The sequence below is a fragment of the Polaromonas sp. genome (assembly GCF_039930745.1).
Classification (GTDB): Bacteria; Pseudomonadota; Gammaproteobacteria; order Burkholderiales; family Burkholderiaceae_C; genus Polaromonas.
Genome location: NZ_JBDTTH010000024.1, coordinates 25,399 through 52,329, shown reverse-complemented (window position 1 = coordinate 52,329; position 26,931 = coordinate 25,399). Strand labels below are relative to the sequence as shown.

27 protein-coding genes and 1 riboswitch are annotated in these 26,931 nt (G+C 63.2%); of the genes, 9 read left to right on the top strand and 18 right to left on the bottom strand.

Features of this window, described 5'->3' with window-relative positions; all coding sequences use genetic code 11:
* Both ABI660_RS10255 and ABI660_RS10250 read left to right on the top strand, forming a co-directional pair.
* A partial coding sequence (locus ABI660_RS10255) for a sensor histidine kinase (RefSeq protein ID WP_348067552.1) occupies nucleotides 1-1,055 on the top strand: 1,055 nt, incomplete at its 5' end.
* Between the two features lie 146 nt (nucleotides 1,056-1,201).
* Nucleotides 1,202-1,507, top strand: a complete 306-nt coding sequence (locus ABI660_RS10250; protein WP_348067550.1) for a LuxR C-terminal-related transcriptional regulator — start codon at nucleotides 1,202-1,204, stop codon at nucleotides 1,505-1,507.
* 7 nt (nucleotides 1,508-1,514) lie between these two features.
* Here ABI660_RS10250 and ABI660_RS10245 read toward each other — a convergent pair whose 3' ends face one another.
* Nucleotides 1,515-3,824, bottom strand: coding sequence for an ATP-dependent DNA helicase (locus ABI660_RS10245; RefSeq protein ID WP_348067548.1), 2,310 nt, complete (start codon nucleotides 3,822-3,824; stop codon nucleotides 1,515-1,517).
* A gap of 170 nt (nucleotides 3,825-3,994) precedes the next feature.
* Here ABI660_RS10245 and ABI660_RS10240 point away from each other — a divergent pair, with 170 nt between their 5' ends.
* The 4 genes from ABI660_RS10240 to ABI660_RS10225 are packed head-to-tail and all read left to right on the top strand — an operon-like array spanning nucleotide 3,995 to nucleotide 8,093.
* The gene (locus ABI660_RS10240; RefSeq protein WP_348067546.1) at nucleotides 3,995-4,987 is read left to right on the top strand and encodes a tripartite tricarboxylate transporter substrate binding protein; all 993 of its coding nucleotides are present in this window, start codon (nucleotides 3,995-3,997) and stop codon (nucleotides 4,985-4,987) included.
* A 44-nt stretch (nucleotides 4,988-5,031) separates the two neighbouring features.
* A complete protein-coding gene (locus ABI660_RS10235; protein WP_348067544.1) occupies nucleotides 5,032-5,697 on the top strand; it encodes a response regulator in 666 nt (221 codons plus the stop codon).
* Entirely contained in the window at nucleotides 5,678-7,081 is a 1,404-nt protein-coding gene (locus ABI660_RS10230; protein WP_348067542.1) for a sensor histidine kinase N-terminal domain-containing protein, read from the top strand. The genes ABI660_RS10235 and ABI660_RS10230 overlap by 20 nt, the downstream gene beginning before the upstream one ends.
* Nucleotides 7,082-7,088: 7 nt before the next feature.
* Nucleotides 7,089-8,093, top strand: coding sequence for a tripartite tricarboxylate transporter substrate-binding protein (locus ABI660_RS10225; protein WP_348067540.1), 1,005 nt, complete (start codon nucleotides 7,089-7,091; stop codon nucleotides 8,091-8,093).
* Nucleotides 8,094-8,271: 178 nt separating this feature from the next.
* Here ABI660_RS10225 and ABI660_RS10220 read toward each other — a convergent pair whose 3' ends face one another.
* The 15 genes from ABI660_RS10220 to ABI660_RS10150 all read right to left on the bottom strand — a co-directional run bounded on the left by ABI660_RS10220 (nucleotide 8,272) and on the right by ABI660_RS10150 (nucleotide 22,381).
* The gene (locus ABI660_RS10220) at nucleotides 8,272-9,366 is read right to left on the bottom strand and encodes an ABC transporter substrate-binding protein (RefSeq protein ID WP_348067538.1); all 1,095 of its coding nucleotides are present in this window, start codon (nucleotides 9,364-9,366) and stop codon (nucleotides 8,272-8,274) included.
* A gap of 214 nt (nucleotides 9,367-9,580) precedes the next feature.
* Nucleotides 9,581-10,006, bottom strand: coding sequence for a potassium channel family protein (locus tag ABI660_RS10215; RefSeq protein ID WP_348067536.1), 426 nt, complete (start codon nucleotides 10,004-10,006; stop codon nucleotides 9,581-9,583).
* Between the two features lie 106 nt (nucleotides 10,007-10,112).
* A complete protein-coding gene (locus ABI660_RS10210) occupies nucleotides 10,113-11,591 on the bottom strand; it encodes a cobyric acid synthase (RefSeq protein WP_348067534.1) in 1,479 nt (492 codons plus the stop codon).
* Nucleotides 11,588-12,112, bottom strand: a complete 525-nt coding sequence (locus tag ABI660_RS10205) for a GNAT family N-acetyltransferase (RefSeq protein ID WP_348067532.1) — start codon at nucleotides 12,110-12,112, stop codon at nucleotides 11,588-11,590. Before ABI660_RS10205 ends, ABI660_RS10210 begins: the two co-directional genes overlap by 4 nt.
* Nucleotides 12,113-12,382, bottom strand: a complete 270-nt coding sequence (locus ABI660_RS10200) for a DUF1778 domain-containing protein (RefSeq protein ID WP_348067530.1) — start codon at nucleotides 12,380-12,382, stop codon at nucleotides 12,113-12,115. It abuts the gene before it with no gap.
* A gap of 29 nt (nucleotides 12,383-12,411) precedes the next feature.
* On the bottom strand, nucleotides 12,412-13,425 hold the full coding sequence (locus ABI660_RS10195) for an aminotransferase class I/II-fold pyridoxal phosphate-dependent enzyme (protein WP_348067528.1): 1,014 nt from the start codon (nucleotides 13,423-13,425) through the stop codon (nucleotides 12,412-12,414).
* Entirely contained in the window at nucleotides 13,425-14,429 is a 1,005-nt protein-coding gene (gene cbiB, locus ABI660_RS10190) for an adenosylcobinamide-phosphate synthase CbiB (RefSeq protein ID WP_348067526.1), read from the bottom strand. The genes ABI660_RS10195 and cbiB overlap by 1 nt, the downstream gene beginning before the upstream one ends.
* A 70-nt stretch (nucleotides 14,430-14,499) precedes the next feature.
* Nucleotides 14,500-15,081 carry a cob(I)yrinic acid a,c-diamide adenosyltransferase gene (gene cobO, locus ABI660_RS10185; protein ID WP_348067524.1) on the bottom strand — a complete coding sequence of 194 codons (582 nt, stop codon included), beginning with the start codon at nucleotides 15,079-15,081 and terminating at the stop codon, nucleotides 14,500-14,502.
* Between the two features lie 10 nt (nucleotides 15,082-15,091).
* A complete protein-coding gene (locus tag ABI660_RS10180; protein ID WP_348067522.1) occupies nucleotides 15,092-15,859 on the bottom strand; it encodes an ABC transporter ATP-binding protein in 768 nt (255 codons plus the stop codon).
* A 23-nt stretch (nucleotides 15,860-15,882) separates the two neighbouring features.
* The gene (locus ABI660_RS10175; protein ID WP_348067556.1) at nucleotides 15,883-16,902 is read right to left on the bottom strand and encodes an iron ABC transporter permease; all 1,020 of its coding nucleotides are present in this window, start codon (nucleotides 16,900-16,902) and stop codon (nucleotides 15,883-15,885) included.
* A gap of 5 nt (nucleotides 16,903-16,907) precedes the next feature.
* The gene (locus ABI660_RS10170; protein ID WP_348067520.1) at nucleotides 16,908-17,777 is read right to left on the bottom strand and encodes a helical backbone metal receptor; all 870 of its coding nucleotides are present in this window, start codon (nucleotides 17,775-17,777) and stop codon (nucleotides 16,908-16,910) included.
* Nucleotides 17,774-18,355 (bottom strand): bifunctional adenosylcobinamide kinase/adenosylcobinamide-phosphate guanylyltransferase, encoded by a 582-nt coding sequence (gene cobU, locus ABI660_RS10165; protein ID WP_348067518.1) that lies wholly within the window; start codon nucleotides 18,353-18,355, stop codon nucleotides 17,774-17,776. Before cobU ends, ABI660_RS10170 begins: the two co-directional genes overlap by 4 nt.
* On the bottom strand, nucleotides 18,348-19,199 hold the full coding sequence (locus ABI660_RS10160) for a cobalamin-binding protein (RefSeq protein ID WP_348067516.1): 852 nt from the start codon (nucleotides 19,197-19,199) through the stop codon (nucleotides 18,348-18,350). Before ABI660_RS10160 ends, cobU begins: the two co-directional genes overlap by 8 nt.
* Nucleotides 19,196-20,524 carry a cobyrinate a,c-diamide synthase gene (locus ABI660_RS10155; RefSeq protein WP_348067514.1) on the bottom strand — a complete coding sequence of 443 codons (1,329 nt, stop codon included), beginning with the start codon at nucleotides 20,522-20,524 and terminating at the stop codon, nucleotides 19,196-19,198. The genes ABI660_RS10160 and ABI660_RS10155 overlap by 4 nt, the downstream gene beginning before the upstream one ends.
* A gap of 15 nt (nucleotides 20,525-20,539) precedes the next feature.
* Entirely contained in the window at nucleotides 20,540-22,381 is a 1,842-nt protein-coding gene (locus ABI660_RS10150) for a TonB-dependent receptor (protein ID WP_348067512.1), read from the bottom strand.
* A gap of 82 nt (nucleotides 22,382-22,463) precedes the next feature.
* Nucleotides 22,464-22,747, bottom strand: a riboswitch (cobalamin riboswitch).
* A 36-nt stretch (nucleotides 22,748-22,783) separates the two neighbouring features.
* Here ABI660_RS10150 and ABI660_RS10145 point away from each other — a divergent pair.
* The 3 genes from ABI660_RS10145 to ABI660_RS10135 all read left to right on the top strand — a co-directional run bounded on the left by ABI660_RS10145 (nucleotide 22,784) and on the right by ABI660_RS10135 (nucleotide 24,511).
* A complete protein-coding gene (locus ABI660_RS10145; protein ID WP_348067510.1) occupies nucleotides 22,784-23,038 on the top strand; it encodes a cell division protein ZapB in 255 nt (84 codons plus the stop codon).
* A gap of 34 nt (nucleotides 23,039-23,072) precedes the next feature.
* Nucleotides 23,073-23,438 carry a cell division protein ZapA gene (locus ABI660_RS10140; RefSeq protein WP_348067508.1) on the top strand — a complete coding sequence of 122 codons (366 nt, stop codon included), beginning with the start codon at nucleotides 23,073-23,075 and terminating at the stop codon, nucleotides 23,436-23,438.
* Nucleotides 23,439-23,710: 272 nt separating this feature from the next.
* A complete protein-coding gene (locus tag ABI660_RS10135; protein WP_348067506.1) occupies nucleotides 23,711-24,511 on the top strand; it encodes a sulfite exporter TauE/SafE family protein in 801 nt (266 codons plus the stop codon).
* A gap of 305 nt (nucleotides 24,512-24,816) precedes the next feature.
* On the opposite strand, the gene ABI660_RS10130 is transcribed toward ABI660_RS10135, so the two are convergent.
* Both ABI660_RS10130 and ABI660_RS10125 read right to left on the bottom strand, forming a co-directional pair.
* Nucleotides 24,817-25,773, bottom strand: a complete 957-nt coding sequence (locus ABI660_RS10130) for a LysR family transcriptional regulator (protein ID WP_348067504.1) — start codon at nucleotides 25,771-25,773, stop codon at nucleotides 24,817-24,819.
* A 104-nt stretch (nucleotides 25,774-25,877) separates the two neighbouring features.
* Nucleotides 25,878-26,786 carry a LysR family transcriptional regulator gene (locus tag ABI660_RS10125; RefSeq protein WP_348067502.1) on the bottom strand — a complete coding sequence of 303 codons (909 nt, stop codon included), beginning with the start codon at nucleotides 26,784-26,786 and terminating at the stop codon, nucleotides 25,878-25,880.
* Nucleotides 26,787-26,931 lie beyond the last annotated feature (145 nt).

Sequence of the window (26,931 nt, the reverse complement as noted above, 5' to 3'; positions counted from 1 at the left end):
GGCTGACCCGCGCCGTGGTCGGCGTGACCGTGCTGGCCAGCGTGCTGACGCTGCCCGCGGTGGCGGTGTTGCCGGTGTTTCCGAGCACGTCCGACCTCGTTCCGCTGATGTACGCGGTCGTCGTGCTGATGGCCGCGACAGTCTGCATCGTGGGCGGCATCAGCGCCTGGCGCCGTTCCAGCGAAGGCTGGTTGCTGGTTGTCGGCCTCGGCGTATGCACCTTGCTGGGCGTGCCCGACTGGCTGCTGCATAACAACGTCATCAACCCGGAAGGATGGTTTCTGGGGGCCTACACCAATGCCGTCACGTTTGCCATGTTCGGGTCCCTGCTGTACCGCCGCTACGTCGGTGCCATTGCCGACGTGGAGCAAAGCAACACCCAGCTGGAGCAGCGTCTGAAAATACGCGAGGCAGAGCTGGCCAGCAGCTATGAGCGCCTGCGCGAAGCGGAGCAGCGGCAAACCCTGAGCCAGGAGCGGCAGCGTCTGACACAAGACATGCACGACGGCCTGGGCTCTTCGCTGGTCAGCGCGCTGCGCGTGGTGGAAGGCGGCCGCGTCAGCGAAGCGGAAGTCGCCGAAGTGCTCAAGGGTTGCATCGACGACCTGAAGCTGACCATTGACTCGATGGAGCCGGTCGAGGCCGACCTGCTGCTGCTGCTGGCCACGCTGCGCTTCCGTCTGGGGCCCCGCCTGGCCGCCGCCGGCATCACCCTGCGCTGGGAGGTGGTGGACGTCCCGGCGCTGGACTGGCTGGACCCGCGCAATGCCCTGCATATCCTGCGTATCCTGCAGGAGGCGTTTGCGAACATCCTCAAACACACCCAGGCCGTGGAAATCCGCGTCAGCACCGGTGCCAGCGACGGCGGTGTGACCGTGACCATCACCGACAACGGGCCGGGCTTCTCGCTGGACAACGCATTGAAAAAAGGCGGCAAGGGCTTGCAGAACCAGTTGCGCCGGGCCAGCTCGATTGGCGGCGAGGTGCGTTGGGACTCCGACGGCACGGGTACCCGCATGACCTTGTGGCTGCCGGAAAGCCGCAAGCCTGCCTGAGCCTGGTGCAGTGTTGCATGCTTGATGCAACACGGCACTAGCGCCATTATTTTGCGCTGTCTGTCACTAGTTTTTGTGACAGCATTTCCCCGCCGGAAAGGCTCCTGGCGCTTGCTGCACGGGCTGCATGGCGGTCTAATTCAGGCATGAATTCATTGCAAAATCTGCCTGTTGAAGACCATGCCCAGTTTCACCCGGGCATGCACGGCGTCTGCGCGCCCCCTCCCTCTTCTGGGGCCGGCGATGAACCTCCGAAGCCCGCCCTGACCGCCCGCCAGTGCGAGGTGCTCACCCTGCTGTGCGAAGGCATGTCCGACAAGCTGATCGCACGCCGGCTGGATCTGTCTCACCATACCGTGCGCGGGCACATCCAGATCGTGTTCGCGCGCCTGCAGGTGTCCACCCGCATGCAGGCCATGTTTGCGGCGCGCCGGCTGGGCCTGTTCGACTGACGCCGGTTCAGGCCGCCTGCGGCCGCTGCGCCCGGGCCTGCTGGTACTCGACCTTCCACCAGCCCGGAAAAAGCTCACGCACCTGCGCTTGCGCGTAGCGGTCATCGATCAGGTAGACCACGCCCTGGTCGGACTCGGTGCGTATCACGCGACCCGCAGCCTGCACCACTTTTTGCAAGCCGGGGTACAGGTAGGTGTAGTCGTAGCCCTTGCCGAAGCTGGCCTCCATGCGCTGCTTGATCTGCTCGGTCACCGGGTTGATCTGCGGCAAGCCCAGCGTGGCGATGAACGCGCCTATCAGGCGTTTTCCGGGCAGGTCGATGCCCTCGGCAAACGCGCCGCCCAACACGGCAAAACCAATACCGCGCGTCTCGGGCGTGAAGCGCTCGAGAAAACCGCGCTTGGCACTTTCTTCCATGCCGCGCGACTGCTCCCACACGGGAATGGCCGGGTAACGCGCCTTGAACAGGTCGGCCAGTTGCTGCAGGTAGTCGAAGCTGCTGACAAAACTCAGGTAGTTGCCGGGCGCCGCGGCGTACTGTCGCGCCATCAGGTCGACCATGGGTGACAGCGAATGCTCGCGGTGCTGGAAACGCGTGGACACATCGTCCACCACCTGCACCGAGAGCTGCTCGGCCCTGAAGGGCGAGGCCACATCAACCCAGGCGGTGTTGTCGGGCAGGCCCAGCATGTCGCTGTAATAGTGCGACGGACTCAGGGTGGCGGAAAACAGCGCCGCTGATCGTGCGGCAGCAAAACGCTGGGCCAGGAAAGTGGCCGGCACGACGTTTCGCAGGCACAGCACGGCGCCCCCGCTTTCGCCGGTGTCGGTAATGTCGAACAGCGAATGTTCGTCCAGCAGCTCGGCCATGCGCGAGAAATGCAGCACCTCGAAGAAAAAGTCCTGCAGCCTGCCGTCGATGCCCGCCGGATGTTCGGCCAGGTGGTCCAGGATGGCACTGGCCGTCTGCTGCAGCGCGCCGCGAAAAGCCTGCGGCACCTCGTCATACACTTGGTAAGCCTCGGCTTGCTCCTGGTGCAGCTCGTACCAGCTGCGTTTGAGGCGGTCCAGCACCGGCTTGATGGCCGTGGGCGCGCCCTGCCGCGCCAGCGCCAGGCGCGCCGGGTCCAGCTCGGCCGAATACATCTTGCGCGCACGCTCTACCAGGTTGTGCGCCTCATCAACCAGCACACTGACCTTCCACTGGTTGGCCAGCGTCTGCGCGTAAAGCATGGCGTTGATGTCGAAGTAATAGTTGTAGTCGCCGATGACCACATCGCTCCAGTGCAGCAGGTCCTGGCCCAGGTAGTACGGGCAGACCTCGTGCGCCAGCGCGACCTCGCGCAGTGTGTTTTTGTCGAGTGGCCCGGCAACCGCCACGGCGGCACGGCGCGCCGCCGGCAGCCGGTCGTAAAAACCCCTGGCCAGCGGACAGGCCTCACCGTGGCAGGCCTTGTCCGGGTGCTCACAGGCCTTGCCCTTGGCCACCAGCTCCAGCACGCGCAGCGGCAAGGCCGGCGCACTGCGCTGGATGCGCGCCACCGCGTCCAATGCGAGCTGCCGGCCCGGCGTCTTGGCTGCGAGAAAAAATACCTTGTCGAGTTGCTGCGTCGGGCAGGCCTTGAGCAGCGGGAACAACGTGCCCACGGTTTTGCCGATGCCGGTGGGGGCCTGTGCCATCAGGCAGCGGCCGCTGCTGGCCGACTTGTAGACGGCCTCGGCCAGGTCGCGCTGGCCGGGACGGAAACTTTCGTGCGGGAAGGCCAGGGTCTGCAGCGCCTCGTTGCGCGCACGGCGGTGCGCCAGTTCCTGCCCGGCCCAGTCAAGAAAACGTTCGCACTGTTCTTCAAAGAAAATTTCCAGTTCGGCTGCACTGCACTCTTCTGTCAGCAGCGTCTCGTCCTGCGTGGCGACATTGAAGTACACCAGCGTGAGCCGCACGCCGGAGCGCCCTTCTTTCTGGCAAAGCAGGTGGCCGTAGACCTTGAGTTGCGCCCAGTGTAGGTGGCGGTGGTTTTCGCGCATGGCCTCCAGGTCACCGCGGAAAGTCTTGATCTCTTCCAGCTGGCCCTGCTCGGCGTCGTAGCCGTCGGCCCGGCCGCGCACGCGCAGGGTTTTGTAGTCGCCGCTCAGGCTGACTTCTGTCTGGTAGTGCGCGGGCCGGCGCATTGCCACCATGCGGTGACCGGCCATGCCTTCCAGCGCGGAAGGCGATGGCGTGAAGCGCAAGTCCAGATCACCCAGCTTGGCCGTGAACTCGCACAGCGCACGCACGGCGACCACGTAGGGCTTGTCCGTGTGGGGGGCGAGAGTCATGGGGGGTTGCTGGTAAAACTGTATGAATGACCAGTATTGTAGCCAGCCGCCCTGACAATGGCGATCTCGCATTCGGGCCATGCGGCTGGCGCCCGCACTAAGGCGCTCTGAAAGCCGGCTGAAAGCCGGCGCGAGGCAACATCCACCGACATCAACCCTTTGGAGACATCATGAACAACCCCGCCTGGACACGCCGACAACTGCTGAAAGCCACTGCCGCGCTGGGCGCGGGCAGCGCTCTGACGCCGGGCGCATTCGCCCAGACACCCTGGCCGAGCAAATCCATTCGCTTCGTCGTCCCCTTTGCGCCCGGCGGTAGCTCGGACATTGTTGCGCGCTCGACGGCGGCTGAGCTAACGCGCCTGCTGGGCCAAAGCGTGTTCGTCGAGAACAAACCGGGCGCCGCGGGCAACATCGCCATGGTGGAGGTGGCCCGCGCCGAAGACCAGCACACCTTGATCCTGGGCCACATCGGCACGCTCGCCGTGAACCCCTACATTTTCAGCAAGCTGCCCTACGACCCGATCAAGGATTTTCAGGCGGTCACCCTGCTGGCAAAAGTCCCAAGCCTCTATGTGGTACACCCCAGCGTCCCCGCCAAAAATCTCAAGGAATTTATCGCCTTGGCTCGCAGCCAGCCCGGCAAGCTCAGCTATGGCTCCGCAGGCAACGGAAGCGCCGGCCACCTGGCTTTTGAATACCTCAAAGCCAAGGCCGACCTGTTTGTGCTGCACGTGCCCTATCGCGGCACCGGCCCCCAACTGACCGACCTGCTGGCCGGGCGGCTTGATGCAGCCTCCGTCGGCGCCTCTGCCATCCTTGCGCACATCAAGGCGGGCAAGCTTCGCTGTATTGCGACCGGCTCGACCCAGCGCTTACCCCAGCTGCCGGATGTTGCGACCGTGGCAGAGCAAGGATTCCCTGGTTTTGAAATGACGCAGTGGTACGGCTTGCAGGCGCCCGCCAACCTGACAGCAGCGAACATGGCCCGCCTTGCGACGGAAGCCGTCAAGGCGGTGAGGTCGCCGGGCTCTGTGGAACGCCTGCACGCCGATGCCGCAGAGCCTGTGGGCAACTCGCCCGCCGAATACGCCCAATTTATCGCTGCGGAGCAAAAGCGCTGGAAGGCCGTCGTCGAGCGCGCCAAAATCCAGCCCGCGTGAACGACCGGATGGCGCATTGGCCTGGGCTTGGGTAGCATCACCCCATGCGTGCGCTGCTGGCTGAAGACGAACACACCTTGGGCACCTGGCTCAGCAAGGCGCTGGAGGGCATAGGCATTCAGGTCGAGTGGGTCAACAACGGCAAGCTGGCTGACATCGCGTTGCGGGACCATGACCATGATGTCCTGATCCTCGATCTGGGCATGCCAGGTCTGGATGGCCTGGAAGTTTTAAAGCGGCTGCGGGAGCGGGACCAGCGGCTCCCCACCCTGATCCTGACCGCTCGCGGCTCATTGGCAGAAAGAGTGAAGGCGCTCAACGCGGGGGCCGATGACTTTTTGGCCAAACCCTTTGCGCTGGCGGAGCTGGAGGCGCGGCTTCATGCGCTGGTGCGACGCGCCCGGGGCAGCGAGCACCCGCGCCTGTGCTGCGGCTCGCTCATCTTTGACTTGGCCAAGAAACAGTTTCTGCTGCACGGGGAAGGTTTGACCTTGTCGCCGCGCGAGCATGCGGTCTTGCGCGTCCTCATCCAGCACAGTGGCGAGCCGATGTCCAAGCAACAAATCCTCGAGCGGGTTTTCTCGGACGACGAGGACGTGCATCCTGAAGCGGTGGAAGTGTTCGTCCATCGCTTGCGCAAACGCCTGGAAAACAAGGGCGTGCGCATCGTCACCATGCGGGGGCTGGGCTATGCGCTGGAAGAAGGCTGAAAGCTTAAACCTGAGCCTCAGGCTGCGGCTGTTTCTGTCGCTCCTGCCCGTGCTGGCCATCGTCACGAGCGCAGAGTTGTGGATGACCCACCACGATGCGCTGGATGCGGCCAATGCCGCCTATGACCGCTCTCTGTTGGGCGCGGCCAAGTCCATCTCTGCCAACATCTCCACCGCTTCCGGCGGGTTGTCTGTTGAGCTTCCTTACCGGCAGTTTGAATTTTTTGAGCTGACGGCGAGTGACCAGGTCCACTTCCGTATCGCCAGTTCCGACGGCCTGGTTGAAATTGGCAGCGCTGACCTGCCGCCGCCACCGACTGCCTTGAAGGTCGGCGCTCCTGTTTTTTACGACGCCAACTACTTCGGCGAGGCTGTGCGGGTGGTGGCCTACCTGGCTGCTCTGGAGCACCCGCTGGCGCAAAGTCCGGCGCGCGACGTGCTGATACAGGTCGCAGAGGGCGTGCAGTCCCGTCACGAATTTACCCGCAGGTTTGTGGCACGCGCGGCCTTGCGCGACGGGTTCATCTTTGCGCTCAACCTGCTCTGCGTGGCCTTCGTGGTAGCCCTCGCCGTGCGGCCCCTGGCGCGGCTGGCATCACAGGTGCGGTCACGCAGAACCGACGACTTGACCCCTCTGGACGGTACGGGGCTGCCCGCCGAGGTCGACCCGCTGGTGCAAGCGGTCAACCAACAGATGCAGCGCACAAAAGACTTGTCCCTGCAGCAACGGGAGTTTGTGGACGACGCATCCCATCAGCTGCGAACCCATCTGACCACGCTGCAGTTGCAGGCGGACTATGCGATAGGCGAGGACGATCCAGCTTTAGTCAGGCAGGCACTGTCGGCGTTGCGCCTGGAAATCGCCCGCGCTACACACACCACCAACCAGTTGCTGACCTTGGCCCGTAGTGACACTGTCGCCCTGAATCCGCAAAACTTTGAGCTCGCGGCACTGGTCCGAGACGTCGCGCTCAATCGCATGCCGCAGGCGCGGGCCAAAGGCATTGACCTGGGTGTGCAGCACGCCGTGCCCACCGCCGTGGCGACAGGCGACCTGGACCTTCTGCGAGAAGCCTTGCTCAACCTTGTGGCGAACGCGGTCTCTTTTACCCCAAGCGGCGGCGAGATCACGATTGCTTCTGCCGCAGATGACCTCGGCTGGAGCCTGAGCGTGACCGACAGTGGGCCCGGGATATCCGACGCGGAAAAAGACTTGCTTGGGCACCGGTTTGTCAGGACACACACGCACGGGACCGGATCAGGGCTGGGTCTGGCCATCGCCCGCGCCATCGCTGAAAGACATGGCGGCGTGATGAAGCTGGATCACCGGACGAACGGCCCCGGCCTGCAGGCCAGCATCTGGTGGCCGAGACCACTGCAATGAGGCGACCATGAAATTTCAGAAAAAAAATACACATGTTTTTTGGTGGCTGCTGGCCTGCACGGTTGCGGCATGGCCGCTGGGGTTGAAGGCTGGCGTCTTGGATGCACCCGAGTGCCTGGTGCCGGCCAAAGCCAACGGCGGATTTGACCTGACCTGCAAGCTCGCCGGCGCGTTGCTGGACACGGGGCGCCCAGGTCGCCAACCCACGAGCATCAGTTACCTTCCGGGCGGCATAGGCGCGGTCGCCTATGACAGGATGGTCACCAACCGTTTAAGCAACCCCGGCGCACTGGTGGCCTTTTCAAGCGGTTCGTTGCTCAATCTCGCGCAGGGAAAGTTCGGGCCACACACCGAGTCAGATGTGCGCTGGGTTGCCGCCCTCGGGGCGGACTACGGCGCCATCGCCGTCAGGGCGGACTCTCCCATTCGCTCACTCGGTGATCTCGTGGCGCAGCTCCGGCAAGACGGCTCCAAAGTCGTGTTTGGAGCAGGCGGGACGGTAGGCAGTCAGGATTGGGTCAAGGCCGCACTCATCGTCAAGAAGTCTGGGCGTGACCACAAATCCATGCGTTTTGTGTCATTTGAAGGCGGCGGCGAGGCCTTGAGCGCATTGCAAGGCAAGCATGTCACCGTTTTTTGCGGCGACATTGCGGAGGCCATGCAATCCATCCAGGCCGGTGCGCCCGTCCGCATCCTGGCTGTACTTTCAGACAAGCGATTACCTGGCGCCGCTTCTACGATACCCACGGCCCGCGAGCAAGGGCTTGATGTGGTGTGGCAGACCGTGCGGGGCGTCTATGTCGGCAAGCACGTGAGCAACACAGACTACCGAGCGTGGGTCGACAGTTTCAAAGCCGGAATGGCAACGCCGTGGTTCAACGCAGTTCGCAGCCGCCACGGTCTTTATCCCTTTGAACTAACAGGCACCGAACTGGACGACTTCGTTAAGAAAAGTATTGGCGAGTACAAAGTGCTGGTGCAGGAGTTGGGCGTCGGTACAAAGCGTCCGTGACCGGCGCCTTACACAAGCGCCCTGAAAGGAGCGCAAATCCCGCCTCTGTCGATTACCGGGTCAAACCAAAGGTGCAGGGGATCAGTTCGTCGTGCTTTCATATTTGTCTTGGGAGGCAGATGCCTTGCTATATCTGATTCAGGCAAAGGAGAACCTGCGAGTGGAAGAAACAATGCGCTCAGCGAATGAGTCGGCCATCCCGGGAAACCATGGTCAGGTCAACATAACGGCCGCCTTTGGTCATCGGGCTGTAGACAATGCCGCCCAGATCAATGGGCCCCGTTGTCCGCAGAACTTCGGCGATACGACTCGCGTCGGCCTGAGGTCCAGCCTTGGTCGCGGCGATGGTCAACAGCTTTGCCGAAGCAAAACCTTCCAGAGCGGCGTGCGATACGGGCACCTTTACTTTTGCTGCCTTGTTCAAGCGGTCAAACTCTTTCACGATGGCTACGTTGCTGTTCCACGGGAATGGCATTACCTGGCTCATAAGCACACCACGCCCGACTTTTGCGATCGACTGCAAAAGCTCGTCATTGACCGCGTTGGACAAGGTCAGAAACATCATCTTCTCGTTCGTCTCACGGATTTTTTTAATGATGCTGGCACACGCCTGCGAGGTGCATGCCATGAGTACCGCCTGAGGCCGTGTATCGGTCAATCCCTGGATGACATCTTTGGTGTCGAGCGTTTTTCGGTCATACGAGTAAATATTCGCCGGTTTGATGCCTGCGGCCTCCAGGGTGGTCGCAAATGCCTTGGACTGTTCGGTGCCAAACGGGTCTTGCTGATGAACGATTGCGACATTGCGGATGCCGGTAACACGCACATGCTCAACGAGGCGACTGATTTCATCCTGGTAGGTCGCCCGCAGGAAGAACATCCAGTTCCCACCTTTGGTACGCACGCTTTCTGAGCCGTTGTAAGGCCCTACCAAAGGAATCTGCAGTTCCTCAAGCAAGGGTGCAACCGCTGAAAGCGAAGGCGTGCTTCGATAACCGAAAAGTGCGACGACCTTGTCTTCCTCCACCAATTTGCGGGTCTGCAGGACAGTCTGTTTCGGATCACGTTGGTCGTCCAGCGCTTTAACCACGTATCGGTGCGGCCCTTGGACGCTCGCATGGTCGAACCACAGGCGCGCACCCAAAGCGTTTTCATCCGCGTTTGCGAGGCCCGAGAGCTCCGCCACTTGGCCAACGACCAAGGTGCGCGCGGTGACCGCGGTGGCGCAGGCACCAAGTACCAGTGCCAGAAGGGTATTTGCCAAAAACTTCATGCTGTCTCCTTAGGTTGCAAGTTCGTCGACTTGAAAGCTCATCCTAGGAAGCAACTCCTTTCATGTTCCTTTCAAATAGCGTTAACCATTAGTTACACGTCGCCTCTGGTGACTTTGGTCACGTTTGATCCCGGATAGACCTCCGGGTGCACGATCCGGGTGCACGAGTTAGGCGCCACGAGACGTTCGCGACAAGGCTTGGGCGGTTGACGAACTACTTGGAGTCCCAGAATTTTTGCATCTCTACAAAAAGAAAGGACGCCGTCCAGGTGATCAACACCAGCCCGGTCAATGACTCGATGCCCGTCAGGAAGCGCAGATCACCTGTGGGCTGGATATCGCCGAAGCCCAGTGTGGTGAAGGTCGTGAAGGAAAAATACACACAGTCCATCAGGCTGCCATTGAAGCTCCCCGTCAAGCCACCCCATGTCTTGGCGTGGTGCATGAAATAGTAGGCAAAGGCAAACACCCAGACCTCCACCGCGTGGGCCAGCAGCGCACCGCCGACGCCCAGCAGGATACGCAGGCGATGCCGGATCTTCACCCGGACGAGCAGCAAGGTCAGCCGCAGCAGGCATTCGTAGTGAATGATCACTGCGAGAGACACGACGGCAATATTGGCCAGGACCACAGTGAGCACGGCTATCCTTCAGACGCTTGTTGGGAAAAGCGGGAGCCTTCACCCCACCGGAGCGCGGAAGGCGGTGCACCGCAACCGGTCGAACTATAAGCCGCGCACCGCCCTGTCAGGCGGCGCGCCCGGGTACCGGCGCAATCAGCGCGTCCAGCACCCCCGCTTCGAAATGCCGCGCCATGTAGTCGGCCAGGCTCTCAAACACCGACTCCAGCGTCGGCGTGCAGGCCCCGAACAGCGCGTGCAACACGGCAGAGTCTTCAAACAGGCCGTGCAGGTAGACGCCCATCACATTGCCGCTGCCGTTCTGCCAGGCCAGTCCTTCGGGCATGACGGCATGCGCCACATCGCCGGCCGCGGCCATGGCGCTGTGCGGCGCGGTCTGACCATGGTGAATCTCGTAGCCTTGCACCTTCACGCCCGACAGCGCCGACCACTGCCCGCTGACCGAGGTGAAACAGGCCTGACGGTTTTGGACGGTTTTGCTTTCTTCAAACAGCGTGACGACCGGCAGCAGGCCCAGGCCCGGCCCGTTGCCGTCGATGCCGTGCGGATCGATCAGCGCTTCGCCCAGCATTTGCAGGCCGCCGCAGATGCCGAGTACCGCTCCGCCACGACCGGCGTGTGCGGCAATGGCCTGGTCCAGACCTTGGGCGCGCAGCCAGGCCAGGTCACCGCTGGTGTGTTTGGAGCCCGGCAAGATGACCCAGTCCGAAGGCGCCAGGCCGGCAAGTTCGGTTGGGCTGCGCACCCACTTCAGATGAATGCCGGGCACATTCTTGAGCGGCTGGAATTCATCAAGGTTGCTGATGCGTGGGTAGGCTATGACAGCGACAGTCCGCGTCACGGCGCCAGAGCTCACGCTGCTGGCATCAAATACACCGTCTTCTTCCGGCAGGCCGTGTTGCCACCACATCGGCAAGGTTGCAACAGTGGGCACACCAGTCAGATCCTGCAGCATCTGCGGACCGGGCGCGAGCAGCGTCGCATCCCCGCGGAATTTGTTGAGTACGAAACCCTTGATCAACTGCCGCTCTGCTTCGTCGAGCATGGCCCAGGTGCCGTACAGATGCGCAAACGCACCGCCCCGGTCTATATCAGTAACCAGCAGACAAGCGGCATGGGCATGTTGCGCCACACGCATGTTGACGATGTCGCTGTCCTTGAGGTTGATCTCCGCGGGTGAACCTGCACCCTCGATCACAACCACATCGTTTTCTTCCAGCAATTCGTCGAGCGCCTGTGCCACCACCGGCCAGACCGAGGCACTGCGGCCGCGCCAGGCCATGCGCGAAAGCTCGGCATTGACCTGGCCCATCAAGATGACCTGGCTTTGTGTGTCTTTCTCCGGCTTGAGCAACAGCGGGTTCATGCGCACTTCTGGAACGGCGCGCGCCGCGAGCGCCTGGAAATACTGGGCGCTGCCTATTTCCCCGCCGGCCACCACCCTTGCGTTGTTACTCATGTTCTGCGCCTTGAAGGGCGCGACCTTCAAACCCTGGCGTGCGTAATAGCGGCACAGGGCTGTGGTCAGCCAGCTTTTGCCGGCGCCGCTGGTGGTGCCCAGGACCATCACGCTTTTTGCGGTCATGGCTTTGACCCACCGTGCGGGTTATCCGTGCGTATCGCCTTTTCCAGCACGGCAAGCGGCAGATACAGGCACAGCGGATCATCCAGCGTTGAAGTAAATCCCATCGTCTGGTAGTAATCCTTGGCCTTGTCGTGCTTGGCGTCGATCACCACGGCATATAGGCCGACGCTTCTTGAAAATTCCAGCGCAAGCTGCAACGCAAAAGACAGCAGTTGCCGCCCTGTGCCCTGCCCCTGCGCACGGCTGTCCACGGCCAGGCGGCCAATGCGCAGCATGGGTACGGGGTAGCGTGGCAGCTTGAGGTTGGCGGGCAGGCTCTGCGTTTCAACTTGTCCCGCGCTCAAGGTCACAAACCCGACCACGGCAAGGCCATCCGCACCGAGCTCCACATAGGTCTTGCCGAAGCCCTTGCGCCCCAACTGTCCGGCCTGGCGAGACAAAAACTCGTTGAGCGCGGGCTCGCCGCAGTCGAAACCCGCGCGTTGGTGATGCGCGGCAAGCAATTCAATGGAAACCGGCATTCAGCGCAATGCCATCAGATCAATCAGGGCTTGGGTAGGCTCTGCGGGATGTTCACACGACGCTACGAAAGCTTCAAAAGCATCTTGCGAAAGCATCAGTGTGTCTTTGTCGGCCACGATGCGCCGCGCCGCTTCATAGGCGTTTTGCAGCATGAAGCTGGACACAGTGGCGCCCATGATGCTTGCAGCACGCTCAATCAGCGCCTTGGCTTCCGGGCTGGTGCGCAAATTGATACGGGCGGATTCGGTGCGAGGGATGGTAGAGGGCATGGCAGGGCTTCAGTTCTGTAAATTGTACGTCAATTTGACGCACAAAACACAGACCAAGCCGCTGCGAGCGCGTCTTGCGCGGCAGGAGGCATCACGCTCAGGCGCACATGGCCGGGCAGGCCAAACGACGTGGTGTCCCGCAGTTTGATGCCCTGTAGGCGCAACTGCGCCAGCGCCTGCGTCAAACTGATACCCTGCGGCACGGCAGGTCTGGCGCAAAAGAAGTTGGCTTCGCTGGGCAGGCAGGCCCAGCCCAACGACTCGCACAGCGCGATTTGCCGCGCCTTCCATTCACGCAGGCTCACCAGGCTGCCGGCCAGCCAGGCCTGCACGGCCGGCAAGGTCCAAGCTTGCAGCATGGCCACCCCATGCGCGCCCACCGGCCATGAAGGTGCAAGGCTCTCCAGTTGCGCCACCGCGTCTTCCGAGCCGGCAGGAGCCAGCACATAGGCGGCGCGCACACCTGTCAGGCCCAGCGCCTTGTTGGGCGTCCACAGCTGCCAGAACAGCCGCAGGGTTTCGGCATGCAGGGCCATGGCGTCGCCAAGACGCAGCGGCTCGTAAGCGCGGTCGAGTACGCACAGTGCTCTCGCATCGGCCAGCTGGTTCAGCCCGGCTTGCGCGGCACCCAGCGGGCTTGAGGGATCACAGGCCCAACGCAACTGGGCCTGCGCCGGCTCGGCCACCACCGGCAGCTTCCAGGCGCGCGCTGCCTGGGCGTAGTCGCCATAACTGTAGGGCGGTAAGCAGACGGCCGCGCCCGCGCGCTGCGCGGCCAGCGACGTCACGCGGAAGATGAACTCGCTGGCACTCCCGGCCAGCAACACCCTGTGCACCGGCACGCCATGAAAGGCGGCGAGCTGCCCACGCAGCGACGAGTAGTCCGGATCCGGGTAGGCCGATGCGTCGGCCTGCTGCACGGCAGCCAGCGCCTGCGGACACGGACCGCAAGCGTTGCTGTTGCTTGAAAAATCATGCAGCGGCACGCCCTGGCCGTCTGCGCCGCCGTGGCTGCGCGCGGGAAGCCTGTTTGCAGCGTCCATCAGTTTATCCATAACGCTATTAAAAACATAGCTGGTAGCGCACATGCAGAAAGGGCCAGAACCACTTTTGATGCAATATCCACGGCCTGCTGCGTGTCCACCGCCTGCGCCGCCCTGCCCGCCTGGTTCAGGATGTAGACACCCGGCTTGCAAAGCGACACCCCGAGCGCCAGTGCCATGGCCGCCATCGGCCAGCCGCTGTTGGGGGACGGCGTTTGCGCGGCTTCCCGTCGCAGGCCGGCCAGATGAAACTCACCCGCCACCAGCCAGAGCAAGGCTGCCGTCAGCCGTGCAGGCAACCAGGACAACACATCGTCGGCACGCGCCGCCCACTTGCCGGCCCACTCCCACTCGCCACGGTAGCCCCACATCGCATCGGCCGTGTTGGCAAAGCGGTAAACGGCCGCGCCGGGCAAGCCCAGCAGCACAAACCAGAAGACAGGCGCCACCACCGAGTCGTTGAGGTTTTCGGCCAATGATTCGATGACACTTTCACGCACCTCGCCTTCGCTGAGCTGGCTGACATCGCGGCTCACCAGCCGGGCCAGCCGCTCCCGCCCCGCCGCCAGCGAGGTCTGCAGGGCCGCCTCCACCGCCAGCACCTCATCGCGCAACATGCGCCAGGCCAGCAACGGTTTCAGCAGAAGCGCCAACAGCAACACCAGCGCGGCGCCAAGAAGGCCGCCCCCGATTGAAGCGATGTCGAGGCGCAGCAGCTGAAGCAGGAACAGCCATTGCAGCCCGAACGCAAGCCCGCCCACGGCAGCCGCACCAGCACACCAGGCCAGCGCGCCGCCGGTAAAAGCCGCGGCCGGAGGAAGCCGCTTGAGACGCGCACCAAACAGATGAAGGTAGCGCCCCATCCAGGCCACCGGGTGCCAGGCCGCAGCAGGTTCACCCCAGCGCCAGTCGATGGCCAGCGCGAGCCACAAGGCAAGCAGCAGGCAGCTGACAGCCGCGGCCAGCGCTGCCGGTTGCTGCAGGAGGTGCCAGGCTGTCAGCATCACCGGTCAGAAGGAAAGGAGGAAAGCGGCCACGTGCAGACCGAGGCCGGATGTGGGACCGCCGCCATCTTCAATCTTCAATACCGCGCTGCGCCGGTATCCCTGCGTTGAACGCATGCTTGACCTTGGTCATCTCGGTCACGGTGTCTGCGATTTCGATGATCTCGGGCGGGCAGCGTCGCCCGGTGATGACCACGTGCACATCTTTGGGCCGGTTCTTCAGGGTCTGCAACACATCGTCGAGCGGCATCCAGCCGTAGATCAGCGGATAGGTCAGCTCGTCCAGCACCACCATGAAGTTCTCGCCGCCCAGGATGGCCGCCTTGGCCTTCTCCCAGCCGTTGCGCGCGAGCTGGGCCGAGTGTTCCAGGTCCTGGCTCTTCCAACTGAAGCCGTCGCCCAGGCCTTCGATGGGAATGCCAAGCTGCTCGAACATGCGGTGTTCGCCGAAGCGCGCGCTCGGCACCTTCATGAACTGGAAAATCTTCACGGCTTTGCCATGCACGTGGTGGCGGCCGTGGGCGCGAAGGGCCAGGCCGAAAGCGGCGGTGCTTTTGCCCTTGCCGTCACCGGTGTTGACGATGATGAGGCCGCGGCGTTCGCCCTCAGGTTTCTCGTAGCGCTTTTCTGTCGGGGGTGTTTCTATTTGCATGGTGTGACTTTCAGATTCTGGGCACGGCCAGCCACTGGCCGGCGAGTTGGTGAACGGCGATACGGTGGTCGAACACTTCTTCCAGCGCCCGATGCGTGGCCGCAGCGCCGCAGGCGCCCTGGTGCGTGACCTGGCCGGAGGCCATGACCACCAGGTCGTCGGCCTGCAGCGCAAAAGAAACTTCATGCAGCACGCTGACGACGGTTTTGCCGGCGCTCACCAGTGCGCGCGCCATGCGCAGCCAGTCGGCCTGGTGCGGTGGGTCGAGGTTGGCCAGCGGTTCGTCCATCAACAGCACTTGCGCCTCGACCGCCAGCGCGCGTGCGAGCAGCACACGCTGGCGCTCACCACCCGAGAGCTGGCCCAAAGCACGGCCGCGCCACTCCCAGGCTTGCGTGGCCTGCAGCGCGCGTTCGACGGCGGCGTGGTCCTGTGCGCTGGGTGGTGCCAGCCAGGCCTGGTGCGGCAGGCGCCCGAGCATGGCCACGTCATACGCCGTGAGATCGTCGGCAGAGCTTTCGTTCTGGCCCAGCCATGACAGCTGCTGCGCGCGTTCGCGTGCGCGCACGGCATGCAGGGGCCGGCCAAGCAAAGCCACCTCGCCGTGGTGCGGCAACAAACCGGCCAGCACCTTGAGCAAAGTGGATTTGCCGGCGCCGTTGGGGCCGACAATGCTGGTCCAGCGCGCGGCCGGCAGCGCCAGTGAAATGCCGTGCAATACCTCGACATTTCCGAGCCTGGCCCTTATACGGCGGGCGTCAATAGCTACTGAATTCATAGCAACTGAAGAAGTGTCTGGCATCACAGGCCGGCCCCTCTTCCGGTGTGCCGGTGCATCAGCCAGAGCAGGTAACCGCCGCCGAGTACGGCTGTCAGCACGCCCACCGGCAACTCCTGCGGCGCCACCAGCCAGCGCGCCAGGGTGTCGGCCGCCGTGAGCAGCACTGCGCCCATCAGGCTGGCCAGAACGATCAGCCGGCCGTGCGTGGTCTTGACGACAGAACGCACCAAGTGCGGCGCAGCCAGGCCGACAAAAGCAATCAACCCGGTTTGCGCCACGGCGGTGCCGGTGGCCAGCGCCAGCACCGCCACCAGCGCCACCCGCATCTGCGGCAGGCGCAGGCCCAGGCTTTGCGCGGTGGATTCGCCCAAGGCCAGGCCGTCTAGAACATGGCTCATCATCCATGCGGCCAGCATGCTGGCCGCCAGCACTGCCGCCATCACGGCGCACGCCGTCCAGCCGACAAAACCAGTGCTGCCGAGCATGAAGGACTGCATGGCCTGCATGATCTCGGGCGTGAGCAGCAAGATCAGCGACGTGAAGGCGCCCAGCACCACACCGACAATCACGCCGGCCAGCAGCAGGCGCAGGGTGTGCTGCACACCCTTGGCCAGCAACAGGGTCAGCAGCACGGCCAGCACGGCGCCGACAAAAGCCGCGCCGGTGAGCCCGATGCGCGCCAGCCAGTGCGTGGCCAACGGCGACACGCCGAACAGCGCCATGGCGCTGGCCACACCCAGCGAAGCGCCCGAGGCGCTGCCCAGCAAATAGGGGTCAGCTAGCGGGTTGCGGAACAGGCCCTGCGCCACCGCACCGGCCAGGCCCAACAGGGCGCCGGCCAGCCAGGCGCCCACCGTGCGTGGCAGGCGGATCTCGCGCACGATCTGCAGGGCCTGCGCATCGTCCAGCATGTTGCGCACGCTTTCGAAACCGGTGCTGCCCACACTCACGCCGAGCAGCAGCAGCGCCGCGCTGGCCAGCAGCAAGCCCAGGGCCAGCAACAGGGCCTGGCGATGCTGGTTCGGAAAAGGAAGGGCCACCGCACTCACGGCGCTTTGTCCTCCAGGCACTTGGCCATGAGGCGGGCGGCCTCGGCCATGCGCGGGCCGGGCCGCACCACGACGTCGGAATCGACCACGCCGAACACGCAAATGCGCTGCTCGCGCACTGCCTTGATGCCGCCCCAGCCGGGGTAGGACGCCATGGCCTGCATGCTGCGGTTGCCCACCATGATCACATCGGGATTGGCGCGCACCACGTACTCGGGGTTGAGCCGCGGGAAGGGGCCCAGCGATGCGGGAATCACATTCCGCACACCGAGGCGCGTGAGTGTTTCGCCAATGAAGGACGACTCGCCAGCGGCATAAGGCCCGCGGCTGACTTCAAAATACACGCGCGCACTTCTGGCCCTGGGCGACAGCGACTGGGCCGCGGCCGAGATGCTGGCGTCAATGATGCGCCACAGGCGCTCCGCCCCCTGCGCGTCGGGAATGTCGAGCAGCACGCCGATCTTGCCGAGCACACGCCGCACATCGGCGTGGCTTTTGGGCTCCAGCGCCACCACCTTGATGCCCAGCGATTCCAGGCGTTGGCTGGCGCGCGAGGAAGTCGCCAGCAGCACCATGTCCGGCCTGAGCGCAACAATGCCTTCGATGTTCGGGTCCAGCCCGCCGCCCATCACGGGTAGGCTGCGCACGCTGGCCGGGTGGTTCGAATAACGGTCAATGCCGACCAGGCGATGGCACTGCTCCATCGCACAGACACTTTCGGTCAGCGAAGGCAGCAGGCTGACGATGCGCTGCGGGCTCTGGGCAAAAGTGACGGTGACGCCTCGGTCGTCAACCAGTTGCAGGGCGCGGGCTGGCGCCATCGCCATGCAGCAGACCAGCGTCAGAAGAATGGCTGCTTTTTTCATGGCTGGCCCTTCAGTATGAGCGGCAAACCCGCCGCCATCAGGGTCACGCGTTCGCAGGATTGCGCCACCTCCTGGTTGAGCCGGCCCAGCGCATCAACAAAGGCGCGGACCTCGCGCCCTAGCGGAATCACGCCCAGCCCGATCTCGTTGCCAACCAGCACCAGCGGGCCGGGACTGCTGTCGATTGCTTCCAAAAGCATAGCTGTCTGCCCAGGCAGGGAAAGGGCTGGAGGCCGATTTTTCTTAAATTTTTCGGCCGGCATCAGCAAATTGGTCAGCCACAGCGTGAGGCAATCCACCACCACCAGCGTCTGCGCGCTGCCGTGTGCCGCAAGCGCCTGCGGCAGCTGTAGCGGCTCTTCGACAGTAGTCATGCCCGGCACGCGTTCTGCCCGGTCCTGCTGGTGACGCGCAATGCGTTCGCGCATTTCATCGTCCCAGGGCTGGCCTGTAGCGACCAGCACGGCTCGGTGCGCGGGCGACTGCGCCAGCCACTGGCGCGCCAGCATTTCTGCGCGGCGTGACTTGCCACTGCGCTGGCCGCCGAGAATGAGCTCGCTGCGCGCGACTTCAAGCATGGGTTTGGCTCCATTGCATTACCAGACGGTGGATCTGCTCAACCCCGTCGGTCAGGGCCGCCGGCCCGGGCTGAAGGATCTCGGAAGACTTGATTTCAAACAGCTGGCTATTTTTGACGGCGTTGACGTTTTCCCAGCCGGTGCGTGCGCGCACATGGTCCGGCTTGAATTTGCGGCCGCACCAAGAGCCGAGAATGATGTCGGGGTTGCGGCGGACGATCTCGCCGCCGTCGGCGATGATGCGGTCCTTGCCCATGGGTTGGGCAGCAAGCTCAGGAAAGCAGTCGTCACCGCCGGCAATGCCGATGAGTTCAGACACCCATGCAATGGCGCTGATGTGCGGGTCGTACCATTCTTCAAAAAAAACGCGCGGCCGCCGTGGCAGCGTGGCAGCCGTAGCCTCGATCGCCAGCAGGCGTTGCTGCATGCCCTGGATCAACGCCAGGCCGCGCGCCGCTTGGCCGACCATGGCGGCAAGCTGGTACATCATCGAGAAAATTTCGGCGACGCTGCGCTGATTGAAGATGGTGACCTGGATGCCTTTTTTGACCAGCTGTGAGGCAATGTCGGCCTGCAGGTCGGAAAAGCCAATCACGCAGTCGGGCTGCAGCTCAACGATCTTGTCGATCTTGGCGCTGAGGAAAGCACTGACCTTGGGTTTTTCCTCGCGCGCACGCGGCGGCCGCACGGTATAGCCCGAGATGCCGACGATGCGGCGCTCTTCACCCAGCAGGTACAACCATTCGGTTGGCTCCTCGGTCAGGCAGACGATGCGTTGCGGGCCATACGCTGCGGTGCCCTGGCCAGTAGCCAGCACACGCCAGTCTGTCCTTGTTGCGCTCATGAGGCTTGCTCCAGAAAAAGCTGCGCGGCCGCCGTGGGGTTCGAGGCAAACCAGGCATGGAAATAACTGGCCCTGACGGAACCCGAAACATAAAGCGCCTCGCCGCCAGAACGCAGCTTGCGCCCCGGCGCGGCTTCGGTGTGTGTGGCAGGCTGCAACGGCGTCGCGCAGGTTGAGTAGTGAAAAGTGTGGCCGCGCAGGGTGCCGCCGGCCAAGCCCAGTTGCTGCGGACCGAGGGCGGCGAGGCGTTTTTGCATAGTCACGCTGCCGGGCAGTACACCCCACATTGCATGCGACGCGCCATCGACGGTCTGCAATTCATCAAACAGCGCCATCATGCCTCCGCACTCTGCCCAGACCGGTTTTCCGGCACGCACATGGCCGGCGACAGAAGCCCGCATCGCGCTGTTAGCGCCAAGGGTTTCGGCATGCAGCTCGGGGTAGCCGCCGGGTAGCCACAGCGCGTCGCAGGCGGGCAAGGCCTTGTCGGCCAGGGGCGAGAAAAACACCAGCTGTGCGCCGAGTTCACGCAGGCAATCAAGATTGGCCGCGTAGATAAAACAGAAAGCCGCATCGCGCGCCACGGCCACCGTGCGGCTCTGCAAGGCACCGGACGGAAACCCCTGCGCATCGGGTGCCGTGAAGGGGACCGCCCAGGCTTGCAGGTCATCTCCACGCATCTGCCCCAAAGGCGTGGTGGCCAGCGCATCCGCCGCGGCGTCCAGCCGCTGCATGGCGTCGCCCAGTTCATCAGACATCACCAGGCCCAAGTGCCGCTCGGGCAGCGTCATGGCATTGCTGCGGATGAGCGCGCCCAGCCATTGCGCAGGCTCGCGCAGGCTTTCCTCCAGCATGGCCGCATGGCTGTCGGACGCCACCCGATTCGCCAGCACGCCGGCAAAACGCAGGCCCTCACGGTAATGCTGCAGCCCCCAGGCCAGCGCGCCGAAGGTGCCCGCCATTGCGCTGGCATCAATGACAGCCAGCACCGGCAGGCCAAAACGCTGGGCCAGATCGGCCGCGCTCGGCAGGCCGTCAAACAGGCCCATGACGCCTTCGACAATGATGAGGTCCGCCGCCTGCGCGGCATCGTGCAGGCGGCGTGCGCAGTCCGCCTCGCCGGTCATCCACAGGTCGAGCTGATGCACAGGCGCGCCGCTGGCCAGCGACAGCCAGTAGGGGTCGAGAAAATCTGGTCCGCACTTGAAAACACGCACGCGCCGGCCCTGGCGCGTGTGCAGCCGCGCCAGGGCGCAGGCCACCGTGGTCTTGCCCTGGCCGGAGGCCGGTGCGGCAATGAGGACGGCGGGGCATGGAACAGGCATGTCAGTGCTGCCTTTTTACAGGGGCGCCCATGTCACACCGACATACGCGGTGCGGCGTGCCATGGCGTAGGTGCTGGCCGTCTGGTAGATCTTGTCCGTCAGGTTGTCCAGCTTGGCGACCAGCTTCCAGTCCTTCGACAAAGCCGTGGAGGCACTGAGATTGAGCAGCCCGTAACCCGGAAGCACGGTGGTGTTGGCCGCCGTATCGAAACGCTTGCCCGACAACAGGAGATCAGCAGCCACTGTCCAGCCAGCAATGCGGGTGTCCGCGCCTAAAGTGGCATGCCGGCGTGCCCTGCGCGCCAGCTGTTTGTCGAGGCTCATGTCCCTGGGGTTCTGGATGTCCAGCGACCCGTACAAACCGAACCGCCCGGCCTTGCCTGCCGCGGAGAAAGTCAGGCCTTCATACTGCGCCTGCGCCGTGTTGGAATAACAGCCGATGGCCGGGCGGGGGCACCCCGTTGCCGATGCGCCGGACAGGAAAGTCAGCAAGTCGCTCACCTTGTTCTGGTAGGCCACAACGCCGAATTCACTGCTGCCCTGGGCATACTTCAGCCCGATTTCAGTGCTCCGGCCGGACTCGGGCTTGAGTGTGGCGACCCCATACTGGCTGAAACGCTGGTACAGCGTGGGCACGCGAAAGGAGGTACCCGCGCTCGCGGAAAGTTTCCACTGTGGCGTCAGTGCAATGGCGTAGGCCGCAGAACCCGTGCTTTTTCCGCCAAACTCGCTGTCCGTGTCGTGCCGGGTATTGAGCTGCACCGTGTGCACCCCTTCAGACCATGCATAACCCAGGCCCAAGCCGCTTTGCGACTTGGCCCGATCTATGCGCGGGGCCGTGGTCAGGAGAAACTCCGACTCCCGCTCTTCCAGGGTGGCGCTCAGCAGATGGGGGCCAAGCTTGTATTCGTTCTGCCAGAGCAGGTTCCTGGTTTTTGTCTGGTCGAAGGCGGCTCCTATGACTTCTTCGCCCTCGTCCGTCCCCTGGCTGAGGCCCACCCTGGTGCTGTAGCGCTCGGTCCATTGCGATTGCAATTGCAGGCCGGCGGTCTGCAGCCGGCTGATGCGCCTGTAGTCGCGGGTCAGGCCGCTGTCGTACTGCGAATCCACCCGGCTTTGCAGAAATGTGGCCTGCAGACGCTGGTTGGGAGCGAACTTGAAACCAAACTTTGCATTGGCACTGCTGCTCTTGTAGCCGTCGGCGTCGGGGTTCTGGGCGGCAATGAGCCGGGCATTAAAACCCTCGCTGCCGCCTTCCGACACGCCGAACGAGTAGTCAAAAGCATCGACCGATCCGCTGGCCGAAAAATCAAGCCGGCGGGTATGGTACGAGCCGTAACCCATGCTCACGGCGGGCGCAAAAGGCCCCTGCCCTGTTTTGGTGAAAATCTGGATCACCCCGGCGACGGCGTCCGAACCATAAACCGCGCTGGTGGGGCCGCGCACAATTTCTATGCGCTCTATTTGCGCGAGCGGAATGGCGTTCCAGCTGGTACCGCCGCTGGTGGTCTGGGCATCCACCCGGACACCGTCAATCAGTACCGCGGTATGCCGGTTTTCACCACCGCGGACGAACACACTGCTGTTGCTTGCCGTGCCGCCGTTGCGCGTGATCTCGATGCCGGGAACGCGGGCAAGCACGTCCACCAGCCCGACAGCGCCACTGCGCTCGATGACCTCCCGGTCGATGATGGTGACATCGGCCACAACCTCACCCACCGGCCGCTCGCTACGGGTTGCCGTGACCACCGTTTCCTTGAGCTGCGGCGCGGCGACAGATTGGGAAAATGCAGGAAAAACCGCAGCCAAAGCCAGCGGCAGCGCGGCAAGGCGCGCATAAAAAACACGGGTTTTCATGAAGGGAAACATTCAACAAAAGGCCTTCACCGGCTTCCCCGCCAGTGCATGAGCGTTAAAAACGCCCGGTCGGATAAAGGACGCGCGCGTTCACCTTGTTGGCCGGTATCCGGGCTGACGGAACTGCTCTCATCGCCTTCCCAAGTGCGTGTTCAAAACGCTCAGTGGCTAAAGATGAAAGCTGAATGTGCCCGCCTGAATCAGGGAGCGGCATTCGTCCGTTTTACCGTTGCGGGGGCAGCGCAGGTTAAAAAGTCACAGCGCTTTCGCACCGGATACGATGCGGATGGCCAAGACTCCCTCCTGCTTCCCGTTGAACTGCGGCGTGTGAACCACACCGCGAGCACCAACAGGCAAGATTCTACGCGCCAAAACCGTGCAAACCCTACAATTGAAGTTGCCATGGCGAACCAAACCCACATCGACCAGATTGCCGAACGCGTCGAGCGGCTCCTGCTGCGTTACGAGGAGCTGCAGCGTACCAATGCCCTGCTCGGCGAACAGGTCCATGAACTGACCCAGGAGCGCGATTCGCTGCGCTCACGCCTCAGTGCAGCCCGGGCCCGCGTTGATGCCCTGCTCGACCGCCTGCCGGATGTGTCCGCGCCCGCAACAGACCATGCCAACGGCAGAACACCTGTGGGGTCGGGCCGATGATGGCGATGACGAGCGGTCAACTGAGGAATCCAGGATGAAGCAGCTTGATGTACAGATCATGGGCCAGAGCTATTTGCTCGGCTGCCCTGAAGGCGGTGAAGCCCGGCTGCTCGACGCCGTGGAAAAAGTCGACGCCGCCATGTGCAAGATCCGCGATGCCGGAAAAATCAAGGCACGCGACCGTATCGCGGTGCTGGCTGCCCTGAACCTGGCCTTCGAGCTGTCCGAACTCGAAGCGAATGCGCTGAAGACTTCACGCACCGTCACGCCTTCCACTACCATTGCCGCGAAACCGCAGGTTGCGGCCATGTCAGCGGCGGAAGCCGCGGCGCAACCCCAACTGACGGCACTGCTGCAGCGACTGGACAGCGCGCTCGGCGTGGATGGCCGCCTGCTGTAAAGCCGCTCGCCAACAGGGGCGCCAGCGCCTACAATCAAACTGTCTGCGGTGCGCACCGGGCTTTATATTTCCTTGAACCAATGCTCTTAGAGCACGGGCTTGGTAAATTGTCAGGCAGGCGTGATCGTCTCGCGTTAGACGAACCCGAAACCCGACTGCCCTCGCCCACCTGAACCCTGGTTCAGGATGACGGTCCGGTGGTACTCGCAGACACCTTTTTTCTTCTCATCATCCCGGGCTTGACCGGGGTCACGCCTACCAGCGCAGATCCAATGTCCCTCGAGCCCCAACTCATTGCCGAACTCCTCCTGCTGGGCCTGTGCACCGGCTTTCTTGCCGGCCTGCTGGGCATCGGCGGCGGCATGCTGATGGTGCCTTTCATGACCTTCATCCTCACGTCCAAGGGCTTTCCGCAGGAGTACACGGTGAAGATGGCCGTGGCCACCTCGCTGGCCACCATCTGCTTCAGCTCGCTGTCGTCGGTGCGTGCGCATCACCGGCGCGGCGCAGTGCTCTGGCCCATCGTCCGGCTGCTGGCACCCGGCATCCTGCTGGGTGCGCTGGTCGGCGCCCAGCTGGCAGCGGCACTGCCGGGGAAAATCCTGAGCATCCTGTTTGCGGTCTTCGTGGCGTTTTCTGCCACGCAGATGTTCCTGGACCGCAAACCCAAACCGAGCCGCACCCTGCCCGGCCGACTGGGTACCTTCGGCATGGGCGGCGTCATCGGCGTGTTGTCTTCGCTGGTGGGTGCGGGTGGCGCTTTTGTCTCGGTGCCGTTCATGACTTGGTGCAACGTGAAAATCCACGACGCCGTGGGCACTTCGGCTGCACTCGGTTTTCCGATCGCACTGGCCGGCACGCTGGGCTACATCTGGGCCGGCCGGGATCTGCCGCAAATGCCGCCCGGCTCCGTAGGCTTTCTCTACCTGCCGGGCCTGATCGTCATCTCGCTGGCCAGCATCAGCACGGCACCGCTGGGCGCGCGCACCGCGCATCGCATGGACATCCGGCCGCTAAAGAAAGTATTCGCAGCCGTGCTGTACGTTCTGGCTGCGTACTTCCTGCTGCGCTGATAACCACTCACCCCCTGAGCCGCCTTCGGCGTCTTCCCCTACAGGGGACACCATCTGTGGCCCGGCAAAGCCGGTTCCACGATGGCGCTGGCATTGCTGCTCCTCTAGTACTGCAACCCGAAAATATCGAAACATGAAAGCGCGTCTTCGCACTCATGGCGGCGTTGCAATCCTTGCGAAGGCGCACAGCCTTCGCTGCGGCTTGCGCCTTGCCCTGGGCGCGAAGCCATCACTTTCATCTTGTTTTGCTACTTCCGGGTTGCAGTACTAGTGCGAGGTGAGTAGTTACCTGCGCTGATTTTTTGCTAGGGTGCGGCCGGTTTGGGGCGGTTGACGGGCTTGGGACGATAGCCGATGGTCTGCTCGATCAGCGCGCCGCCGTCGCTCATCAGAAAAGTCTTGAAGGCCTGCGCCACCGGCGTCAGGCGCTTGTTACGGCGGTGCACCACATACCAGTGAAGCATCAGCGGAAAACCCTGCACATCGAGCACCGTCAAGCTGCCAACCTGGAGTTCGCGGCTGATGGTATGTGCAGATAGAAAACTCACACCCATGCCCGCAATCACCGCCTGCTTGATGGTCTCCGTGCTCTTGATTTCCATCGCGATGTTGAGATCGGCCAGGTGATCGCCAAAACCTTCCTCCATTGAGTTCCAGGTATCAGACCCTTTCTCGCGCACCACAAACGGCTCTCTCGCCAGGCGCGACAGGGGAATGCGCTTTTTGGCTGCCAGCGGATGGTCGGGGGCGGCCACCACCACGTAGGGGTGCGGTGCAAAAGGCTCGCTCACGGTGTCCATGTCCAGCGGCGGGCGCACCATGATGGCCAGATCCGTCAGGTTGTCGGTCAACTGGTTCAGGAGTTCTTCGCGGTTGCAGACACCGAAGTCCAGCGTCACCCCGGAGTGGCGCCGCGCGAACTCCACCAGCAGGCGCGGGAAGAAATAATCGCCGGCACTGATCACCGCAACGTTCAGCTTGCCGCCGGAGACGCCCTTGAACTGCGCCATGGCCTCTTCCACTTCCTTGAACTGCTGGATGATGATGCGGCTGGAATGCAGCATTTCCACACCCGCCGGCGTGAGGTGGATCTTCTTGCCCAGTTGCTCAAACAGCGGAAGGCCCGCGTGATCCTCCAGTTTTTTGACCTGGATGGACACCGCGGGCTGCGTCAGGTGCAGCTCTTCGGCGGCCCGCGAGAAGCTCAGGTTGCGGGCGACGGCCTCGAAAACCTTGAGCTGGCGCAATGTCGCATTCTTCATTCAGTCCTTTAATCCATAAGCTTTGGACAATCGATAAACCAAATAGTTTAGCGATGGGTAATTGCTTGCGATGACCACGTGCCTGCGTTCCACTTCAGCTGCGGCTATTTCTGGTCGGTCCACCATGACTCGCCGAACTGGCCTTGCAGCCAGCCGACAAAGCCGCTGACCTTGGCCGGCACCAGCTGAGGCGAGGGATAAACGGCATGGATTTCCTGCGATGGCAGCATCCAGCCGTTCAGCACAGACACCAAGGCACCGCTGCGCACCGACTCATGCGCCACATACTTGGGCAAGGCCGCCACGCCCATGCCGCCGCGCGCCGCCGCCAGCAATGCGGAGAGATTGTTCGAGCGCAACGGCCCACTCACCGACACCGGACGCGCATGGCCTTCGGCCCCGGTGAAGTGCCAGCGAGCATCGCCCTGCACCGTGCTGTAGACCAGCGCATCGTGTTTCACCAGACCGGCGGGATCGGACGGCGCGCCGCGCCTTTTGATGTACTCGGGTGAAGCCACCACCACCCAGGGATTGATACCGAGGTAACGCGCGCCCAAGGTCGAGTCGGCCAGCGGGCCCATCCGGATCGCCACGTCAATGCCTTGTTCAACCAGGCTGACATAGCGGTCTTCGAAGTTCAGCTCGATTTGCAGCTTGGGGTGGAGCTGCATGAAACGCATGACCAGCGGTACCAGCACGCGCCGCCCGAAAGCCACCGAGGTGGTGATTCGAAGGCCGCCCTGTACCTGCGACTGCAGCAATGCGGCCACCGTTTCGGCCTCTTCGACATGGTGTGCGATCAGCTTGCACTTGGCGTAATACAGCGCGCCTATCTCGGTAGGCGTCACGCCGCGGGTCGAACGATGGAGCAAGCGCGAACCCAGCTGCTTTTCCAGTTGCACCACCAGTTTGGTGGCCGACGGCTGGCCCATGCCCATGTCGGCCGCAGCCTTGCTGAAAGAGCCAAGGTCAACCACGCGAATGAAAAGCCGGATGGCCTGAATGCGGTCCATGGCCGCAAGTAGACCACGGTCGCCGCAGTGGAGCAACCATTTATTCCGAATTGGAATAAGCGTAATGCATGAGTCGAGACTTCCGCAACACGGCGAACCCCACGACCATCGGCCTCAAGTTCAGCAACGTTTATCAGGAGACTTC

What these genes read in the sequence shown, in the direction of transcription:
- ABI660_RS10250 (WP_348067550.1), top strand. Translation starts at nt 1,202, where the DNA reads ATGAATTCATTGCAAAATCTGCCTGTTGAAGACCATGCCCAGTTTCAC.
- ABI660_RS10245 (WP_348067548.1), bottom strand. Translation starts at nt 3,824, where the DNA reads ATGACTCTCGCCCCCCACACGGACAAGCCCTACGTGGTCGCCGTGCGT.
- ABI660_RS10240 (WP_348067546.1), top strand. Translation starts at nt 3,995, where the DNA reads ATGAACAACCCCGCCTGGACACGCCGACAACTGCTGAAAGCCACTGCC.
- ABI660_RS10235 (WP_348067544.1), top strand. Translation starts at nt 5,032, where the DNA reads ATGCGTGCGCTGCTGGCTGAAGACGAACACACCTTGGGCACCTGGCTC.
- ABI660_RS10230 (WP_348067542.1), top strand. Translation starts at nt 5,678, where the DNA reads ATGCGCTGGAAGAAGGCTGAAAGCTTAAACCTGAGCCTCAGGCTGCGG.
- ABI660_RS10225 (WP_348067540.1), top strand. Translation starts at nt 7,089, where the DNA reads ATGAAATTTCAGAAAAAAAATACACATGTTTTTTGGTGGCTGCTGGCC.
- ABI660_RS10220 (WP_348067538.1), bottom strand. Translation starts at nt 9,366, where the DNA reads ATGAAGTTTTTGGCAAATACCCTTCTGGCACTGGTACTTGGTGCCTGC.
- ABI660_RS10210 (WP_348067534.1), bottom strand. Translation starts at nt 11,591, where the DNA reads ATGACCGCAAAAAGCGTGATGGTCCTGGGCACCACCAGCGGCGCCGGC.
- ABI660_RS10205 (WP_348067532.1), bottom strand. Translation starts at nt 12,112, where the DNA reads ATGCCGGTTTCCATTGAATTGCTTGCCGCGCATCACCAACGCGCGGGT.
- ABI660_RS10200 (WP_348067530.1), bottom strand. Translation starts at nt 12,382, where the DNA reads ATGCCCTCTACCATCCCTCGCACCGAATCCGCCCGTATCAATTTGCGC.
- ABI660_RS10195 (WP_348067528.1), bottom strand. Translation starts at nt 13,425, where the DNA reads ATGGACGCTGCAAACAGGCTTCCCGCGCGCAGCCACGGCGGCGCAGAC.
- cbiB (WP_348067526.1), bottom strand. Translation starts at nt 14,429, where the DNA reads ATGCTGACAGCCTGGCACCTCCTGCAGCAACCGGCAGCGCTGGCCGCG.
- cobO (WP_348067524.1), bottom strand. Translation starts at nt 15,081, where the DNA reads ATGCAAATAGAAACACCCCCGACAGAAAAGCGCTACGAGAAACCTGAG.
- ABI660_RS10180 (WP_348067522.1), bottom strand. Translation starts at nt 15,859, where the DNA reads ATGAATTCAGTAGCTATTGACGCCCGCCGTATAAGGGCCAGGCTCGGA.
- ABI660_RS10170 (WP_348067520.1), bottom strand. Translation starts at nt 17,777, where the DNA reads ATGAAAAAAGCAGCCATTCTTCTGACGCTGGTCTGCTGCATGGCGATG.
- cobU (WP_348067518.1), bottom strand. Translation starts at nt 18,355, where the DNA reads ATGCTTGAAGTCGCGCGCAGCGAGCTCATTCTCGGCGGCCAGCGCAGT.
- ABI660_RS10160 (WP_348067516.1), bottom strand. Translation starts at nt 19,199, where the DNA reads ATGAGCGCAACAAGGACAGACTGGCGTGTGCTGGCTACTGGCCAGGGC.
- ABI660_RS10155 (WP_348067514.1), bottom strand. Translation starts at nt 20,524, where the DNA reads ATGCCTGTTCCATGCCCCGCCGTCCTCATTGCCGCACCGGCCTCCGGC.
- ABI660_RS10150 (WP_348067512.1), bottom strand. Translation starts at nt 22,381, where the DNA reads ATGAAAACCCGTGTTTTTTATGCGCGCCTTGCCGCGCTGCCGCTGGCT.
- ABI660_RS10145 (WP_348067510.1), top strand. Translation starts at nt 22,784, where the DNA reads ATGGCGAACCAAACCCACATCGACCAGATTGCCGAACGCGTCGAGCGG.
- ABI660_RS10140 (WP_348067508.1), top strand. Translation starts at nt 23,073, where the DNA reads ATGAAGCAGCTTGATGTACAGATCATGGGCCAGAGCTATTTGCTCGGC.
- ABI660_RS10135 (WP_348067506.1), top strand. Translation starts at nt 23,711, where the DNA reads ATGTCCCTCGAGCCCCAACTCATTGCCGAACTCCTCCTGCTGGGCCTG.
- ABI660_RS10130 (WP_348067504.1), bottom strand. Translation starts at nt 25,773, where the DNA reads ATGAAGAATGCGACATTGCGCCAGCTCAAGGTTTTCGAGGCCGTCGCC.
- ABI660_RS10125 (WP_348067502.1), bottom strand. Translation starts at nt 26,786, where the DNA reads ATGGACCGCATTCAGGCCATCCGGCTTTTCATTCGCGTGGTTGACCTT.